The sequence below is a fragment of the Arthrobacter agilis genome, assembly GCF_002953615.1.
GTDB classification, from domain to species: domain Bacteria; phylum Actinomycetota; class Actinomycetes; order Actinomycetales; family Micrococcaceae; genus Arthrobacter_D; species Arthrobacter_D agilis_B.
In genome coordinates this window covers 2,385,707-2,400,086 of record NZ_CP024915.1, presented here as the reverse complement: position 1 = coordinate 2,400,086, position 14,380 = coordinate 2,385,707, and the positions used below count along the sequence as shown (strand labels likewise).

The following is a 14,380-nucleotide window of genomic DNA, read 5'->3' as shown; positions in this document are numbered from 1 at the left end:
GCGGCATCGGCGGGGGTAGACGCCTTCGTCCCACCGCCGGTCCCGAGCCTTTCCCGTCAGCTTCGGACCGGCGCCCGCCCTGATCCCGCCATCTTTTAGGACACAGTCATGTCACGCAGCACCATCGGTCTCTTCGTGGGACTCCTTCTCGGCTTCGCGTCGATCTTCGGGGGATTCCTGGAATTCCTCGCCGTCATCCTCTTCGCGGCGGCCGGCCTGGTCGTCGGGCGTTTCCTGGACGGCACACTGACGCTCCAGGACCTCTCGGGCTCCCGCAGCCGGGGCAACTGACCCATGGCCATCATCACACCCGAGAGGGTGGGGTCTCGCCCCGACCCAGGGGCTGCCACGAGCCGTGAACCCCATCGGCCCTCGCCGGCCGCACCCACCCGGGGGACGCTCACCCTCACCGAGAAGGTCGTGGAGAAACTCGCCGCGCAGAGCGCATCAGAGCTCCCCTTCGTCACCGGGTTCGGCGGCGGGGTACTGGGACTAGGGCAGCGCGTCGGCAGCCGGCATCGCCCGCACGCGTCCGTCGATCTCAGTGGCCCCACCGTCTCCGTGGTCCTCGACGTCGCACTCGAGTTCCCGGCGAACATCGCCGCACGCTCGACGGAGATCCGCCGGCACGTCACCGACGCCCTTGCCCGGATGACCGGCCTGCACGTGCGTCGCGTCGATATCACCATCAAAGCCCTCGTCACAGGGACCGACCGAGCACGCAGGAGGCTGGAATGAGCAGCACCACGATCCGCAGGCGCCCGACGCGAAGCGCGCCCTCGATGATCTGCGCGGCCCTGCTCCTGGGCGCTTCGGTGGCAGCCGTGTGGGCAGGAACCACCGCCGTCTCCGGGGACACCCGCATCGTCGACACAGCCATGGCGGCAGCAGAAGCGCCCTGGTCCGGGCAGGCAACGTTGATCGTCGCGATCCTCACCGCGGTGGCCGGGCTGCTCCTGATCGTGATCGCCCTGACACCGGGCCCGTACGACGCCCATGTCCTCCAGCACGGTGGTACGGCTCAGGCCGCGGTCAGGAACAAGGCGCTCGAGACCCTCCTGGCCGACACCGCGACGTCGATCGACGGCGTCGATGCCGCCACGGCCACCGTCACCAACCGGAAAGCGGACATCCGTGTCGCGACCTACGTATCGGAGCGTCGCGATCTGAGGACAACCGTCACCCGCACCCTGCAACGCCGGATCGACGCTCTGGAGCTCACTCACGCACCCCGCGCATCGGTGAGTGTCCGCGCTCACAAGGACTAGGACCCATCATGCGACACACCCCAGGGCGCCTCAATCGCGTCTGGCTCACCATCATCGGCATCATCCTCCTCGTCGGAGGGGGCCTGGCCACCTCCATCGGGCTCGGCCTGCTCGAAGGGGTCGCCGTCGGCGGGCTACGAGCACCGGCGAGCGACCAGCCAGTTCTCGTGCTGACCGCTCGAACCCAGCTACTCCCGATCGCGCTCATCGGGGCCGGAGTCGTTGTCGGGATCTTCGCCGTCCTCTGGCTCCTGGCACAGATTCCGCGCAAGCATGGCGCATCCACCCTGAAGATCGAGGACCCGGACAGCAGGGGGCTGACCGTCCTGAAACCCACCCTCCTCGAAGGGGCCATCAGTGACCGCGTCGCCGAGCTCCACGACGTGACCGGAGCACGGACCGTCGTCCGTGGGTCATCGCGGACACCGGACATCACGGTTCGCGTCACGGCTTCCGCCCACGCGGACATCCCGAGTGTTCTCGCTGACGTCGAACAGCGCGTCACGAGCGACGTACGTGATGCGCTCGGCCAACAGCCGGCGGCCCTGGCCATCGAGGTGGAAATCAGAACCGACCCGAAGAAGGACACCTCGGTCACCTTCAGTGCCGACGCGCTCAGCGCCTGACAAGCCCCGGTCGGCACCCGCCGGCCGGTCATCGAGAAGTACGACCACACGAAGGAGAACGTCATGGGACTGGACGACAAGATCAGGAATGCAGCCGAGAAGGCCGCCGGCAAGGCCAAGGAGGGCTTCGGTAAGGCCACCGACAATGAGCGGCTCCAGGCCGAGGGCCAGTCCGACCAGGCCAAGGCCGACCTGAAGAGCGCCGGCGAGGACGTCAAGGACGCCTTCAGGAAATAGGTTGTGGCCGCAAGGAGCTGCCCGCGGAAGACGGGCAGCTCCTTCGCGCTCCGCCATCCGCCTCGTACGGGACAGGCTTGAAGCAACGCCCTCGAAGCCCGCGCCGTGGGCTTTTCGATGGAGCAGCGTCACCGCCGCGAGTCGGCGGCGCGTCCCGGCAGTGATGTCCCGAGTCACACCCCGACAGATGAGCTGCTCGGTGGTGTCATGAGCGAAGACGGCCCTTATCCGGATGTCCGGCTGATCGGGTCCCGTAGTGCCTGGGGGTTCTCCTCTTCCGGCCGGCAGGATCACACGCCCGGCCCTCGTCGATCAGGCCGGCCCGATCGCCAGATGGGTGATGGCGTCGTCCTCGACGGTGAATGCGAAGGCGAACAGCAGGGGGCCTCCCACGCATGAGATCGGGGTGATGAGTACATCGCCTGCCCGGAAGCCGGGATGATCGGCTCACGCCACGCCTGCACCGTGCCCTACCGAGCGATCGGGCCGCAGATCCATCGTCGGAGGAATTGTCGCGCACTCCCGACGACGGTGAGCTCTGTATCTACTGCAGGCCTTCCTCAGGCAGGACAGAAGCCCCGAGGTCCGGTTCCACGGACCTCGGGGCTTCCTGTCGGTTGTTACAGGGGTGTGAGGAAGGTCAGGGCGGACCCGGCCCCCACGATCAGGTTGGCGAGTGCTGCGTTGAACACCGTGCCGTAGTCGGCCCTGATGTGTGCGTCGAATGCTTGCTGGTCGCGGTAGATCTCGTAGACGAAGAAGTCGTTGGGTGACTCCTTCCGGCGGTGGGGATCGAAGGTGATGTTCCCCGGTTCGTTCCGGACCTTGGCGGTGAGATCGAGCAGGAGTGCCTGGACTTCGTCTGCTTTGCCGTCCTGCGCGGTGAACTCGGCGTAGAGGGCGATGGTCGGTTGCGTCTGTGAGGTCATGCGGTCTGTGCTCCGGTCATGATGGCGACCGCTTCGGTCATGGTGTGGCTCTGCGGCGTGATGGTCGTGGCGCACTTCCCGAGGCGCTGGATGTGGATACGGTCCGCGACCTCGAAGACGTGCGGCATGTTGTGGCTGATCAGGATGACCGGGATGCCCCGGGTTCGGAGGTTCTTCACCAGTTCGAGGACCTGCTTCGATTCCCGGACGCCGAGCGCCGCGGTCGGTTCGTCGAGCACGACGACCTTCGATCCGAAAGCTGCAGCGCGGGCCACCGCAACGGCCTGGCGCTGACCGCCCGACAGGTTCTCCACGGGCACGGTGACGTCCTGCAGGGTACTGATGCCGAGTTCGGCGAGTTCGGCTCGCGCTTTCTGCCGCATGCCCTTGGTGTCGACGACCCGAAAGACGGAACCGAGGATGCCCTTGCGGCGCTCTTCCCGTCCGAGGAACAGGTTCGCGGCTACATCGAGTGCGGGCGACACGGCGAGGTTCTGGTAGACCGTCTCGATACCGGCCTGGCGGGCGTCCTGCGGGCGCTTGAAGCTGACCGGTCGGCCTTCGAGGAGGAGTTCGCCCTGGTCCGGGACCTCCGCGCCGGTCAGGCATTTGATGAGGGTCGACTTTCCGGCCCCGTTGTCCCCGATGATGGCCAGCACCTCACCCGGGTAGAGCGCCAGGGAGACGCCGTCGAGGCCGACAACCTTGCCGAAGGTCTTCACGAGGTTGCGGGCCTCGAGGATGGGCTGCCGGCTGGAGTCGCCGCTCGGTGATGGGAGGGTCGCGCTTACGGCGTCGGTCATTTGCGTACCTTTCGGATCCACTGGTCCACGGAGACAGCGATGATGATGAGGACGCCTACGGCGAAGGTCTGCCAGAGGACGTCGAGGCCGGCGAGGGAGAGTCCGTTGCGGAACACGCCGACGATCAGGGCTCCGAGAAGGGTGCCCCAGACGGTGCCGCGTCCGCCGAAGAGGCTCGTCCCGCCGATGACGACGGCGGTGATGGAGTCGAGGTTCAGGTCGGCGCCGGCATTGGGCGATGCTGCGTTGCTGCGGCCGATCTGGATCCAGGCACCCACGGCGAGGATGGCACCGGCCGCGAGGTAGACGCTGACAAGGACCCGGTTGACGCGGATACCGGCGAGCCGTGCCGCTTCCTTGTCGTCACCGACCGCGTAGACGTGGCGGCCCCACGCTGTCTTCCCGAGGATGAGGGCGACGGCGATGTAGAGCAGGAGCATGAGGACGACGCCGTTGGTGATGTTCACGCCCGCGAGGCTGAAGGTTGTTCCGGTGGCGGTGAGCACGCCGGGCATCTCGGATCCACGGACGGTGGCTCCGGCCGAGTACAGCAGGGTGAGGGCGATGAAGATGTTCAGGGTGCCAAGGGTCACGATGAAGGGTGGAAGCCGGAACTTGGTGACGAGGAAGGCGTTGAAGGCGCCTGCGGCGAGACCGACGACCAGTCCGAGCAGCAGCCCGATGAAGCCGGGGACCCCGTTCTGCGAGGTGGTCTGCGCTATGACCATGGAGGTCAGGACCATGACCGCGCCGACAGAGAGATCGATGCCGGCGGTCAGGATGATGAGGGTCTGCGCGATGGCGAGGGTGCCGACGACGGCGACCTGCTGGGTGATCAGGGACAGGTTGGCCGGGGCGAGGAAGCGTTCGTTGAGCAGGCCGAAGACGATGACGGCGATGACCAGCACGATGGCAGGGCTGAGCGCCGGGTAGCGGTGCAGGGTGTTGCGGACGCGTGTGAGCGGTGTGGTGCGGTCGAGGAACTCGCTGGCGAGGTCGTGACTGCCCGACGAGGGCGCCGTTCTTACTGACTGGTTCATGGAAGAACTCCGTTGGTCGTTGCTGATAGCCGGTCCGCGGGGAGCGTGTCCACCCGCGAACCGGCTATGTCGAGGGGTGCTTTATCCCCAGCAGATGTCGCTGGCTGCAGCGGCGTCGATGGATTCGAGGCCGTCCTGCGCCTCGTTGGTGACCAGGGCGACGCCCGTGTCGAAGAATTCCTTGCCGTCGGTCGGCTTGGGTGCTTCGCCGGTTTCGACCAGTTCGGCGATTGCCTGTACACCGAGTTCGGCCATCTTGACGGGGTACTGCTGGCTGGTGGCGTCGATGATGCCCTCGTCGACCTGGCCGACTCCTGCGCACCCGCCGTCGACGGAGACGACGATGACGTCTTCCTTGCCGGCTGCCTTGAAGGCTTCGTATGCGCCGTAGGCGGCTGGTTCGTTGATGGTGTAGACGACGTTGATGTCGGGGTTGGCGCTCAGCAGTGTCTCTGCTGCCGTGCGGCCGCCGTCCTCGGCTCCCTGGGAGGCTTCGTTACCGACGATCTCGTACTCGCCACCGCTGTAGGAACCGGTCTTCTCCTCGTCCCCGTTCTTCTCGGCGTCGGCAGTGTCGATACCCATCCCATCCAGGAAGCCCTGGTCACGGTTGTAGTCGACGGAGACGATCTTGTCGTCGAACAGATCGATCATGGCGATGGTGGCCTTTTCGCCCGCCAGCTTCGCTGCAGTCCACTTGCCGATCTCCTGGCCTGCGACGAAGTTGTCGGTCGCGAAGGTGATGTCTGCGGCCTCGGGTTCTGAGGGCGGGGTGTCCAGGGCGATCACGAACAGGCCGGCGTCCCGGGCCTTGGCCAACGCGTCCTCGACTGCCGGGCCGTTGGGCGTGATGAGGATCCCGGCGTCGCCCTTGGAGATCGCGTTCTCGATGGCCTGGATCTGGGTGTCCTCGTCACCGTCCTCCTCACCGGCGGCGACGGTGAGCTCCACGCCCTCGGCGTCAGCCGCGGCCTCAGCGCCTTCCTGCATGGCGACGAAGAACGGGTTGGTCGTGGTCTTGACGATCAGCGAGACGCCGATCGGCCCGTCAGCCGATCCCGACGCTCCACCATCGCCGGACGGAGAGGACGAATCTCCCCCACCGCATGCGGTGAGGGCCAGAAGCGAAAGTGTCACGATCGAGCCCGCTGTCGTCATACGCCGGCGGAACGAGGGGGATGGATGGGACGTCATGCGATTCATCCTTGAATCTCCTTTAGTGGCGGGAGGTCTCCTCCCTGACAACGATGTCATGTCAGGTATAGACTATGATCTGGCTCACAGTCAACCTTTCAGGAACGATGGAGATTAGAACGTGACATCGATGTCAGGCACAGGTTCCCACCAGTCTCCGCGATCACGGCCCACCATGCGCCACGTTGCCGCGCTGGCCGGCGTGGGGATCAAGACGGTTTCCCGCGTCATCAACGAGGAACCGAACGTCTCGGCCGCGACGATCGCGAAGGTGATGGATGCTGCGCGGTCACTGGACTACCACCCCGACGAACAGGCCGGGAACCTGCGGCGGGCAGACGGACGCACGCGCACCCTGGGCCTGCTGGTGAGCAGCGTCGACAACCCCTTTGCCGGAGCCATGCATCGCGCCATCGAGGATCTGGCGCTGGAGCGTGGCATCGCCGTTTTCGCCTCCAGCCTGGACGATGACCCTGAGCGTGAACAGGCGTCGGTGGCCGCCTTCCTCCGGCGGCGGGTGGATGGCCTCATCCTCACCACCATTTCACGCGACCAGTCATACCTGGCCTCCGAGATGCGGCACGGGACCCCCATCGTCTTCGTCGACCGCGAACCGGCGGGCATCACCGGGGACTGCGTCGTGAGTGACAACCGTGAAGGTGCGATGACGGCTACCAATCACTTGCTCGACCATGGCCATCGACGCATCGCCTACCTGGGAGACCGCAGTGACATCTACACGGCGGCGCAGCGGCGCAGCGGTTTCTTCGATGCTCTCGGGCGGGCAGGGGTGCCGACCGGTGACATCCCGGTCATCGAGAATCTGCATGATGAACATTCGGCAGCGCAGGCAATGCTCGCCCTGCTGGACTCCCCCACGCCACCCACGGCGGTCTTCAGCAGCCAGAACCTGGTGACCATCGGTGCGATTCGGGCACTGAGGTCCCGCCAGGCACACCGAAGCACAGCCCTTGTGGGCTTCGACGACTTTCAACTCTCGGACCTGCTCGATCCAGGAGTCACCGTCGTGGCCCAGAACCCGGAGGACATCGGCCGTACCGCTGCTCAGCGCCTCATCGGCCGGCTCGACGGAGAAGTGGCACCGCCGCGCACCTGCATCATCCCGACCACCCTCATCGTCCGTGGCAGTGGTGAAATCTCCCCCGCTCAGCGCTGAGCACGACAGAAAGAACCACAATGACAGCCCAGACCACCCGCAGCGTCGTCGTGATCGGCGACGCCCTCATCGACGAACTGCGCGAACCATCCGGATCCCAATCCTTTCCCGGCGGGGCAGCACTGAACGTAGCTGTCGGACTGACCCTGCTCGGCGTCCCCGCGACCCTCGTCGCCATGGTCGGTGACGACGCCGACGGCCGACGCATCAAGGACTTCCTCGACCATCACGACGTGGAGCTTCTGGCAACACCCGCACCCCATGGCACCGCGCGCGCCGTATCCGACCGCACGAACGGCGAACCCCGGTACGTCTTCAACCAGGCCGCCCGGCATCGAACCCTCGTGTATCAGGGCGTTCACAGGGCAGCAGTGGAACGGGCGACGCTCGTCGCCGTCAGCTGCTTCCCCTTCGACAACCAGAGAGAGGTCGACGCCCTCACCGCACTGATCGAGCAACCGGAGCGCCGCCTCGTCGTCGATCCCAATCCCCGATCAGGGATGCTGGCCGACAGGGATCTGTTCCTGGCCAACTTCACAGCTGTAGCGACACGGAGCCTTCTCAGCAAAGTCGGCGACGACGACGCCAGGCTTCTCGCCGACGAGGACCTCCATACTTTCAGCCGGCGCCTCCTCGATGCCGGAGCGCCGACCGTCCTCGCCACCGCGGGGCCCGAGGGAGCGTCGATCCTGCACGCCCTGCATCCTGAGGTCCACCAACCCGTGGCAGATCTCCCTGGACGCATCGTCGACACCATGGGCGCCGGTGACGCAACCCTGTCCTCGGTCCTTTCGACTCTCGCCCGACACGGGATGCCCGAGACATCCGCAGCAATGGACACCGCGCTGGCTGAAGCAATGCTCATCGCAGCCGCCACCTGCCGCATACACGGCGCCCTGCTGCAACGCCCGGAGGCATACGAAAGCCGCGGTGCTCCGGTGCCTGCGACCCCTGCAACTGCGGGCAGCTGAAGCGGAAGACAAACGCTCTTGAATTGTCCGCCGGACAGTGCGTAGCATCACGATCACAAATTGACAACGTTGTCAGTCCAGCTGACACGCGCAATGAAGGGCGTACCTAGACCATGAAGTCCGGAACCCGCAGCCAGACCCTTACTGCTGGAGTGCTTGCCGCTCTGGCGGCCTCGCTCCTTGCCGCCAGCGCCCCAGCCCTGGCCGAAGAAGCACCTGTCGATCCCGCAACCCAGCAGTACCGTCCGTTCATCCACTTCAGTCCCGAGAAGAACTGGATGAACGATCCCAACGGGATGGTGTACTACAAGGGCGAATATCACCTGTTCTTCCAGCACAATCCCTTCGGTACGACCTGGGGAAACATGAGCTGGGGACACGCCACCTCCACGGATCTCCTGCAGTGGGAAGAGCAGCCCCTGGCCATCCCCCAGACCGTCAACACCGAGGGCGTCGCGATCGAAGACATCTTCTCGGGCTCGATCGTGGTCGATGAGACCAATTCATCCGGGTTCGGCACGGCAGAGGATCCGCCACTCGTTGCCGTCTACACCAGTGCCTACACGGGTGCGCACCCGACCCTGGCTGGTCGCCAGGCCCAGTCCCTCGCCTACAGCACTGATGAGGGCCAGACCTGGACGAAGTACGAGGGAAATCCGGTCCTGGATCGGAACTCCGCGAACTTCCGGGATCCGAAGGTGTTCCGCTACGACGGTCCCGCCGGGTCGTACTGGGTGATGACGACGGTCGAGGCCGCCGACCACAAGGTCGTCCTCTACAAGAGCGACAACCTCAAGGACTGGACCCACCTCAGCGATTTCGGACCCGCGAACTCCACAGCAGGTATCTGGGAATGCCCCGACCTCTTCCCCATTGCGGTGGACGGGGATCCCAACAACATCAAATGGGTGATGGTCGTCAACCTCAACCCAGGAGCTGTCGCAGGAGGAAGCGGCGGACAGTACTTCGTGGGCGACTTCGACGGCATCACCTTCACCTCCGACACCACCGAACCAGTGGACTCCATCCCCGACGGGACGACCTTCGCCGGCTTCAACGACGGAACGTACAACGGCTGGACCGCCGACAACGAACCCGGCAACTGGAAGAACGGCCCCTGGTCCGACACCCCGGCCCCGGGGGCACTCCCAGGACAGCTGACCGTCTCCGGATACAGCGGGGCAGGGCTGATCAACGGATTCAACGACGGCGACTGGCCCGTCGGGACCATCGAGTCCCCCACCTTCACCGTCGGCAGCCAGGACCACATCAACTTCCTCGTCGGCGGCGGCAACCACCCTCACGTACCCGGCGGCCAGCTCGAGAACGATCCAGCACCTGGCACCCTTCTCTTCAACGGCTTCGAATACGCCCAAGGCACCCTGACCGACCAGGGGTGGTCCATCGACGGCGACTTCGAAGCAGCCCGCAATCCATCCACGGCAGGCGGTGAGAACTCCATCGGCACCGGCCGCATCAACACCTTCGAAGCCGGCCCCAACGGCGACAACAACGTCGGGACACTCACGTCGCCCGAGTTCACCATCGACAACTCGAACCTGAGCTTCCTCGTCGGCGGCGGACGACGCACCGACGGAACCCTGCAGGCCGAACTGGTCATCGATGGGCAAGTCGTCCATACCGCCACCGGAAAGAACTCCGGATCACTCAACTGGGAAAACTGGGATGTCAGCGCCTACCTGGGCAAGCAGGCCACACTGAGGATCGTGGACAACGCCTCCGGAGGATGGGGCCACCTCACCTTCGACCACGTCGTACTCGGCGACGAACCCGCCCAAATCCGCAGTGACGAGACCTCCGTCAACCTCGTCGTGGACGGAGAAGTCGTCCGCACCGCGACCGGCAACAACAGCGAAACCCTCGACTGGACGAGCTGGAACGTCAGCGAGTTCGAAGGCCGCCAGGCCAGCATCAAGGTCGTCGACAACAACCGCGGAGGCTGGGGCCACATTCTCGCCGACGAGTTCATGTTCTCCGACGAACCGGCCACAAGCCGCCTTGAGAACTACGACTGGCTCGACTGGGGCAAGGACTACTACGCAGCCGTCTCCTTCAGCAACGCCCCCGACAACAAGAGGATCATGCTCGGCTGGATGAGCAACTGGGACTACGCCAACGACATCCCCACCAGCACCTGGCGAAGCGCCATGGCACTCCCCCGCGAAGTGAGCCTGACCGAAACTGCAGACGGCCCGCGTCTCGTGCAGAAAGTGGTCGACCAGATCGACACCCTGCGCGAAGACGACGCCGCCTACACCACGGGCCCCCGAAAGATCGCGGAGGGGACAGAAACACTTCCCGTGACAGGCGACGTCGTCCAGGTCGACGCCGTCTTCAGCCCGGGCGACGCCGAGTCCTTCGGACTCAGCGTCCTCGGGGACGGCACCGAAGCCACGAAGATCGGCTACAACGCCGAGACCAGCAGGCTCTTCGTCGACCGGACCAACTCCGGAAATGAGGGCTTCCACCCCGCGTTCTCCTCCATCGAGGACGCCCCCGTGCCATTGAAGGACGGGCGGGTCGCCATGCGCATCTACGTCGACCGCGCATCCGTCGAAGTCTTCGCCGACGACGGACTGACAACCGTCACCGACCAGGTCTTCCCGAACACCGGCGCCAACCAGATCGGCCTGTTCTCCCAAGGAGGATTCGCAACACTGGAGAGCCTGACCGTCACACCGCTCACACCCGCCATGTGGCATGGAGCTGTACCGCCGAAGCCTGAGGACAAAGCCACGACGGCACCGGGCATGGCTAAGCTCTCCGTCGACCACGGTAAGGACAAAGGACCCCACGACGGCAACTACACCGTGAACATGAACCTCGAAGCCGGGGAGAACGGCAGCAACTTCACCCTGTACGAGAACGGTGAGCAGATCCACACCCAGAAGCTCGCCTGGAACACCTCGCAATCGCAAAGCGCGGCAGTGGACATCACCAACAGAGCCCCGGGCAAGTACGTGTACACCGGGGTGCTCGAGAACAGCAAGGGAGCAACCGAGACGACCAAGCAGACCGTCGTCGTGCAGAAGCCGAAGAAGTAGCCACGAGTCGAGAGCCGGTGGTCCTCACTGCAGGACTACCGGCTCTCCCTGTGACAGTGCCCTGTCCGATGGTCGAATCCTGGTGACAGTCTCTCAATGCTTCCTTAGAAGAGTGCACTTCAAGTGCAGTATGATGCACTCATGACGATCGATGCTGCACTGCTTGCGAAGGCGATTGGCGAGCGCGTGAAGGATGAGCGCCTGAACCGACGGCTGACCCTTGACCAACTGGCGGAAGCGACGGGCGTGAGCCGCCGAATGATCGTCAACATCGAACAGGGTGCGACCAATGCGAGTGTGGGGACACTGCTGAAGATCAGCGATGCCCTGGGTGTGGGGCTGCCGGAGTTGGTGGCACCTCCCAACAGCGCTCCTGTGCTGGTCACCCGGAGCGGCGAAGGGGCTGCTTTATGGACGGGTGACCTCGGTGGCTCCGGGGTCCTGGTTGCGGGCACCCGCTCACCGGATGTCCTCGAGCTGTGGGACTGGACGCTCGAAGCGCAGGAACAGCACACCAGCGAGGCCCACGCGGCAGGAACGATGGAAGTCCTGCAGGTGCAGCAGGGATCGCTCACGGTCACCGTGGCCGGCGAGCCCGTCGCCCTGGGCGAGGGTGACGCATTGACCTTCGCCGGCGATGTGGACCACAGCTATGCGAACCACGGCGGGACCCCGACACGCTTCACGCTGGCCGTCTTCGAGCCCGGTGTCGGGTTGACCCAGAAGGACGGCACCCATGACTGAGCGACGGCGGCTTCAGGAATTCCTCGACGCGGCCCGCGTCGATACGGCGGTGTCCGCGCTGCGCCCCGACTATCGGGCACTGCTGATCGCCGTCGACGGGCTGGTTCCCGGCCCCGGTGACGCCGGGAGCGAGGCGTTGCTGCGCCGTGCAGAAGCGGTTGCAGGCACCTGGCTGGCGGAGCGACAGGTCACGGACCTCCCTCAGGTCGCATCATGGCGAGAGGCATACCAGGGCTTCGGCGCGAAGCCGAACCGCACCCGAAACAGCCTCGAGGCGCTCCTGCGGCGCACGCCTTCGGGCCTGCCGCGCGTGAACCGCCTGACGGACATCTACAACGCGGTCTCGGTGCTGCACCGGATCCCCCTCGGCGGCGAGGACCTCACCCGGTACCAGGGTTCCGCCGCCCTCATCCGCGCGACCGGGAACGAGATCTTCGACACCGCCAGCAACGGGGAGACGGTCATCGAGCATCCCGAGCCCGGAGAGGTTGTGTGGAGCGATGACGCCGGCGTGACGTGCCGCCGCTGGAACTGGCGGCAGGGACGGCGAACCCAGCTCACGGACTCCACAACATCGGCCCTGTTCATCCTGGATGCGCTGGCGCCTCTGACCGATGAGGCCCTGATCACTGCTGCGGATGACTTGTGCGGCCACCTGAAGCGGCTTGGACCCGAGATCTCGATCGTCCGCCGCCTGATCACCGCCGACACGTCCGGCGCACCCGGCACTAGCAGCGCACACGGCCTGCCCAGCGAGAACGGTCGATCATGATCGGTTCACGGGCAGGAGTGTCCGTCCCGCCGTGGGGGCTGGCGGTCACCGCGATGGTGTCGGTGCAGCTCGGGTCCGCGCTGTCCGTGGATCTCATCGGACAGGTCGGCGCGGCAGGTACGGCCTGGCTCCGGCTGAGCATGGGCGCGGTGATCTTCCTGATCATCGCGCGACCGCCCCTGTCCAGGGTGCGCCGCCCCGACGTGCCCGTGCTCCTCGGGCTCGGGGTGACGACCGGGCTGGTGACCGTCGGGTTCCTGTCCGCACTCGAATACATTCCGCTGGGCACCGCAGTCGCGATCGAGTTCCTCGGGCCACTCACCGTCGCCGCCCTTCGGACCCACTCGGCCCGCGCTCTGGTCTGGCCAGGACTCGCCCTGTGCGGCGTCGCCCTCCTCACCGAGCCCTGGCACGGCGAGGTGAACCTGATCGGTGTCCTGTACGCGGCACTGGCCGCGATCGGATGGGGTATCTACATCATCCTCACCCAGCGGATCGGCGACCGGTTCACGGGCATCTCCGCCCTGTCCCTGACCATCCCCGTCGCCGCCCTGACAGCTGCGGTCATCGGGGTCCCACAGGCAGTCGGTCACCTGGACTTCGGCGTCCTCGCAGCAGCTGCGGGCCTGGCCGTTCTGCTGCCGGTACTGCCCTTCGCGCTGGAGATGCTGGCCCTCCGACGCATGACAGCCACCGCCTTCGGAACGCTCATGTCGCTGGAACCCGCGATGGGACTCCTGCTCGGCCTGATCGTCCTTCACCAGCAACCCTCCCCCATCCAGCTCGCCGGGATCCTCCTGGTGGTCCTTGCCGGCGCCGCAGCCCAACGCGGCGGCCGCCGAACCCCGGACGCCGAACCAGCACACAGCACACCCGAGCTCGGCCCCACGCGCTAGGCACCTCCGGCACAGGACCCGCCCTGCGTCCGGTCCATCATCACGCTTTCCCTCACTTCCCCTCCTCACCCCCTGGGAGTCCACCATGTTCACCGGGCTCAGCGCCTTCCCCCTCACACCCATTCACCACGACGCCGTGCACGAAGAATCCTTCATCCACCTGGTCGAACGCCTTGCGGCAGCTCGTGTCGACTCGATCACGGCACTGGGATCAACCGGCTCGTACGCGTACCTCGATACCGATGAACGGCGCCGTGTCGCCCAGCTCGCCGTCGCGCACGCTGCTGGCACGCCGGTCTTCGTCGGTATCGGAGCCCTGCGGACCTCCCATGTCCTGGCCAACGCAACCAACGCGGAGAACGCCGGCGCAGCCGGCCTGCTGCTGGCGCCGATGACCTACCAGCCGCTCACCCCCGATGACGTGTTCGAGCTCTTCCGGGCCGTCACCACACACTCGTCACTGCCCGTGATCGTGTACGACAACCCGGGAACCACTCATTTCACGTTCACCCCGGAGCTCTACGGGAGGATCGCTGCACTGCCTGGCATCGCATCGATCAAGATCCCCGCGGTACCCGCGGATCCCGAGCATGCACGGGAACGGGTCAGGAGCATCAGAGCCGTCATCCCCGATCACGTGAGCATCGGCGTGTCCGGA

Annotated in this window: 16 protein-coding genes; 12 read left to right on the top strand and 4 right to left on the bottom strand. The window is 65.7% G+C overall.

Annotated elements, in window-relative coordinates; all coding sequences use genetic code 11:
• Positions 1 to 108 precede the first annotated feature (108 nt).
• The 5 genes from CVO76_RS11695 (at position 109) to CVO76_RS11675 (ending at position 2,131) form a co-directional block, all read left to right on the top strand.
• The gene (locus CVO76_RS11695; protein WP_133081410.1) at positions 109 to 291 is read left to right on the top strand and encodes a DUF2273 domain-containing protein; all 183 of its coding nucleotides are present in this window, start codon (positions 109 to 111) and stop codon (positions 289 to 291) included.
• Between the two features lie 3 nt (positions 292 to 294).
• Entirely contained in the window at positions 295 to 738 is a 444-nt protein-coding gene (locus tag CVO76_RS11690; RefSeq protein ID WP_208739371.1) for an Asp23/Gls24 family envelope stress response protein, read from the top strand.
• A complete protein-coding gene (locus CVO76_RS11685) occupies positions 735 to 1,268 on the top strand; it encodes a DUF6286 domain-containing protein (RefSeq protein ID WP_208739370.1) in 534 nt (177 codons plus the stop codon). The genes CVO76_RS11690 and CVO76_RS11685 overlap by 4 nt, the downstream gene beginning before the upstream one ends.
• Before the next feature lie 8 nt (positions 1,269 to 1,276).
• Positions 1,277 to 1,894: an alkaline shock response membrane anchor protein AmaP gene (amaP, locus tag CVO76_RS11680; protein ID WP_208739369.1), complete on the top strand. Its 618-nt coding sequence runs from the start codon at positions 1,277 to 1,279 to the stop codon at positions 1,892 to 1,894.
• Positions 1,895 to 1,957: 63 nt separating this feature from the next.
• Positions 1,958 to 2,131 carry a CsbD family protein gene (locus tag CVO76_RS11675; protein WP_133081414.1) on the top strand — a complete coding sequence of 58 codons (174 nt, stop codon included), beginning with the start codon at positions 1,958 to 1,960 and terminating at the stop codon, positions 2,129 to 2,131.
• 620 nt (positions 2,132 to 2,751) lie between these two features.
• On the opposite strand, the gene CVO76_RS11670 is transcribed toward CVO76_RS11675, so the two are convergent.
• The 4 genes from CVO76_RS11670 to CVO76_RS11655 form a co-directional block, all read right to left on the bottom strand.
• Positions 2,752 to 3,060: a putative quinol monooxygenase gene (locus CVO76_RS11670; protein ID WP_208739368.1), complete on the bottom strand. Its 309-nt coding sequence runs from the start codon at positions 3,058 to 3,060 to the stop codon at positions 2,752 to 2,754.
• Positions 3,057 to 3,863 carry an ATP-binding cassette domain-containing protein gene (locus CVO76_RS11665; RefSeq protein WP_133081416.1) on the bottom strand — a complete coding sequence of 269 codons (807 nt, stop codon included), beginning with the start codon at positions 3,861 to 3,863 and terminating at the stop codon, positions 3,057 to 3,059. The genes CVO76_RS11670 and CVO76_RS11665 overlap by 4 nt, the downstream gene beginning before the upstream one ends.
• Complete coding sequence (locus tag CVO76_RS11660; protein WP_133081417.1) at positions 3,860 to 4,903, bottom strand: ABC transporter permease; 1,044 nt, start codon at positions 4,901 to 4,903, stop codon at positions 3,860 to 3,862. Before CVO76_RS11660 ends, CVO76_RS11665 begins: the two co-directional genes overlap by 4 nt.
• Before the next feature lie 81 nt (positions 4,904 to 4,984).
• A complete protein-coding gene (locus CVO76_RS11655) occupies positions 4,985 to 6,061 on the bottom strand; it encodes a substrate-binding domain-containing protein (RefSeq protein ID WP_208741796.1) in 1,077 nt (358 codons plus the stop codon).
• A gap of 211 nt (positions 6,062 to 6,272) precedes the next feature.
• Here CVO76_RS11655 and CVO76_RS11650 point away from each other — a divergent pair, with 211 nt between their 5' ends.
• The 7 genes from CVO76_RS11650 to CVO76_RS11620 all read left to right on the top strand — a co-directional run.
• Positions 6,273 to 7,274, top strand: a complete 1,002-nt coding sequence (locus tag CVO76_RS11650; RefSeq protein ID WP_208739367.1) for a LacI family DNA-binding transcriptional regulator — start codon at positions 6,273 to 6,275, stop codon at positions 7,272 to 7,274.
• A 20-nt stretch (positions 7,275 to 7,294) separates the two neighbouring features.
• Positions 7,295 to 8,245 (top strand): PfkB family carbohydrate kinase, encoded by a 951-nt coding sequence (locus CVO76_RS11645; protein ID WP_208739366.1) that lies wholly within the window; start codon positions 7,295 to 7,297, stop codon positions 8,243 to 8,245.
• Positions 8,246 to 8,358: 113 nt separating this feature from the next.
• On the top strand, positions 8,359 to 11,310 hold the full coding sequence (locus tag CVO76_RS11640) for a GH32 C-terminal domain-containing protein (RefSeq protein WP_208739365.1): 2,952 nt from the start codon (positions 8,359 to 8,361) through the stop codon (positions 11,308 to 11,310).
• Positions 11,311 to 11,451: 141 nt separating this feature from the next.
• Positions 11,452 to 12,054 carry a helix-turn-helix domain-containing protein gene (locus CVO76_RS11635; protein WP_208739364.1) on the top strand — a complete coding sequence of 201 codons (603 nt, stop codon included), beginning with the start codon at positions 11,452 to 11,454 and terminating at the stop codon, positions 12,052 to 12,054.
• Positions 12,047 to 12,826 carry a B3/B4 domain-containing protein gene (locus CVO76_RS11630; RefSeq protein ID WP_208739363.1) on the top strand — a complete coding sequence of 260 codons (780 nt, stop codon included), beginning with the start codon at positions 12,047 to 12,049 and terminating at the stop codon, positions 12,824 to 12,826. The genes CVO76_RS11635 and CVO76_RS11630 overlap by 8 nt, the downstream gene beginning before the upstream one ends.
• Positions 12,823 to 13,722 carry an EamA family transporter gene (locus tag CVO76_RS11625; RefSeq protein ID WP_244185924.1) on the top strand — a complete coding sequence of 300 codons (900 nt, stop codon included), beginning with the start codon at positions 12,823 to 12,825 and terminating at the stop codon, positions 13,720 to 13,722. The genes CVO76_RS11630 and CVO76_RS11625 overlap by 4 nt, the downstream gene beginning before the upstream one ends.
• An 85-nt stretch (positions 13,723 to 13,807) precedes the next feature.
• Positions 13,808 to 14,380 (top strand): dihydrodipicolinate synthase family protein (locus tag CVO76_RS11620; protein WP_244185921.1); only part of this gene is annotated, 573 nt, incomplete at its 3' end.

Excerpts from the sequence above, each read along its gene's own strand:
- CVO76_RS11675 (WP_133081414.1), top strand. The coding sequence starts at position 1,958 with ATGGGACTGGACGACAAGATCAGGAATGCAGCCGAGAAGGCCGCCGGC.
- CVO76_RS11695 (WP_133081410.1), top strand. The coding sequence starts at position 109 with ATGTCACGCAGCACCATCGGTCTCTTCGTGGGACTCCTTCTCGGCTTC.
- CVO76_RS11665 (WP_133081416.1), bottom strand. The coding sequence starts at position 3,863 with ATGACCGACGCCGTAAGCGCGACCCTCCCATCACCGAGCGGCGACTCC.
- CVO76_RS11655 (WP_208741796.1), bottom strand. The coding sequence starts at position 6,061 with ATGACGACAGCGGGCTCGATCGTGACACTTTCGCTTCTGGCCCTCACC.
- CVO76_RS11690 (WP_208739371.1), top strand. The coding sequence starts at position 295 with ATGGCCATCATCACACCCGAGAGGGTGGGGTCTCGCCCCGACCCAGGG.
- CVO76_RS11625 (WP_244185924.1), top strand. The coding sequence starts at position 12,823 with ATGATCGGTTCACGGGCAGGAGTGTCCGTCCCGCCGTGGGGGCTGGCG.
- CVO76_RS11630 (WP_208739363.1), top strand. The coding sequence starts at position 12,047 with ATGACTGAGCGACGGCGGCTTCAGGAATTCCTCGACGCGGCCCGCGTC.
- CVO76_RS11685 (WP_208739370.1), top strand. The coding sequence starts at position 735 with ATGAGCAGCACCACGATCCGCAGGCGCCCGACGCGAAGCGCGCCCTCG.
- CVO76_RS11645 (WP_208739366.1), top strand. The coding sequence starts at position 7,295 with ATGACAGCCCAGACCACCCGCAGCGTCGTCGTGATCGGCGACGCCCTC.
- CVO76_RS11635 (WP_208739364.1), top strand. The coding sequence starts at position 11,452 with ATGACGATCGATGCTGCACTGCTTGCGAAGGCGATTGGCGAGCGCGTG.
- amaP (WP_208739369.1), top strand. The coding sequence starts at position 1,277 with ATGCGACACACCCCAGGGCGCCTCAATCGCGTCTGGCTCACCATCATC.
- CVO76_RS11640 (WP_208739365.1), top strand. The coding sequence starts at position 8,359 with ATGAAGTCCGGAACCCGCAGCCAGACCCTTACTGCTGGAGTGCTTGCC.
- CVO76_RS11660 (WP_133081417.1), bottom strand. The coding sequence starts at position 4,903 with ATGAACCAGTCAGTAAGAACGGCGCCCTCGTCGGGCAGTCACGACCTC.
- CVO76_RS11670 (WP_208739368.1), bottom strand. The coding sequence starts at position 3,060 with ATGACCTCACAGACGCAACCGACCATCGCCCTCTACGCCGAGTTCACC.
- CVO76_RS11650 (WP_208739367.1), top strand. The coding sequence starts at position 6,273 with ATGCGCCACGTTGCCGCGCTGGCCGGCGTGGGGATCAAGACGGTTTCC.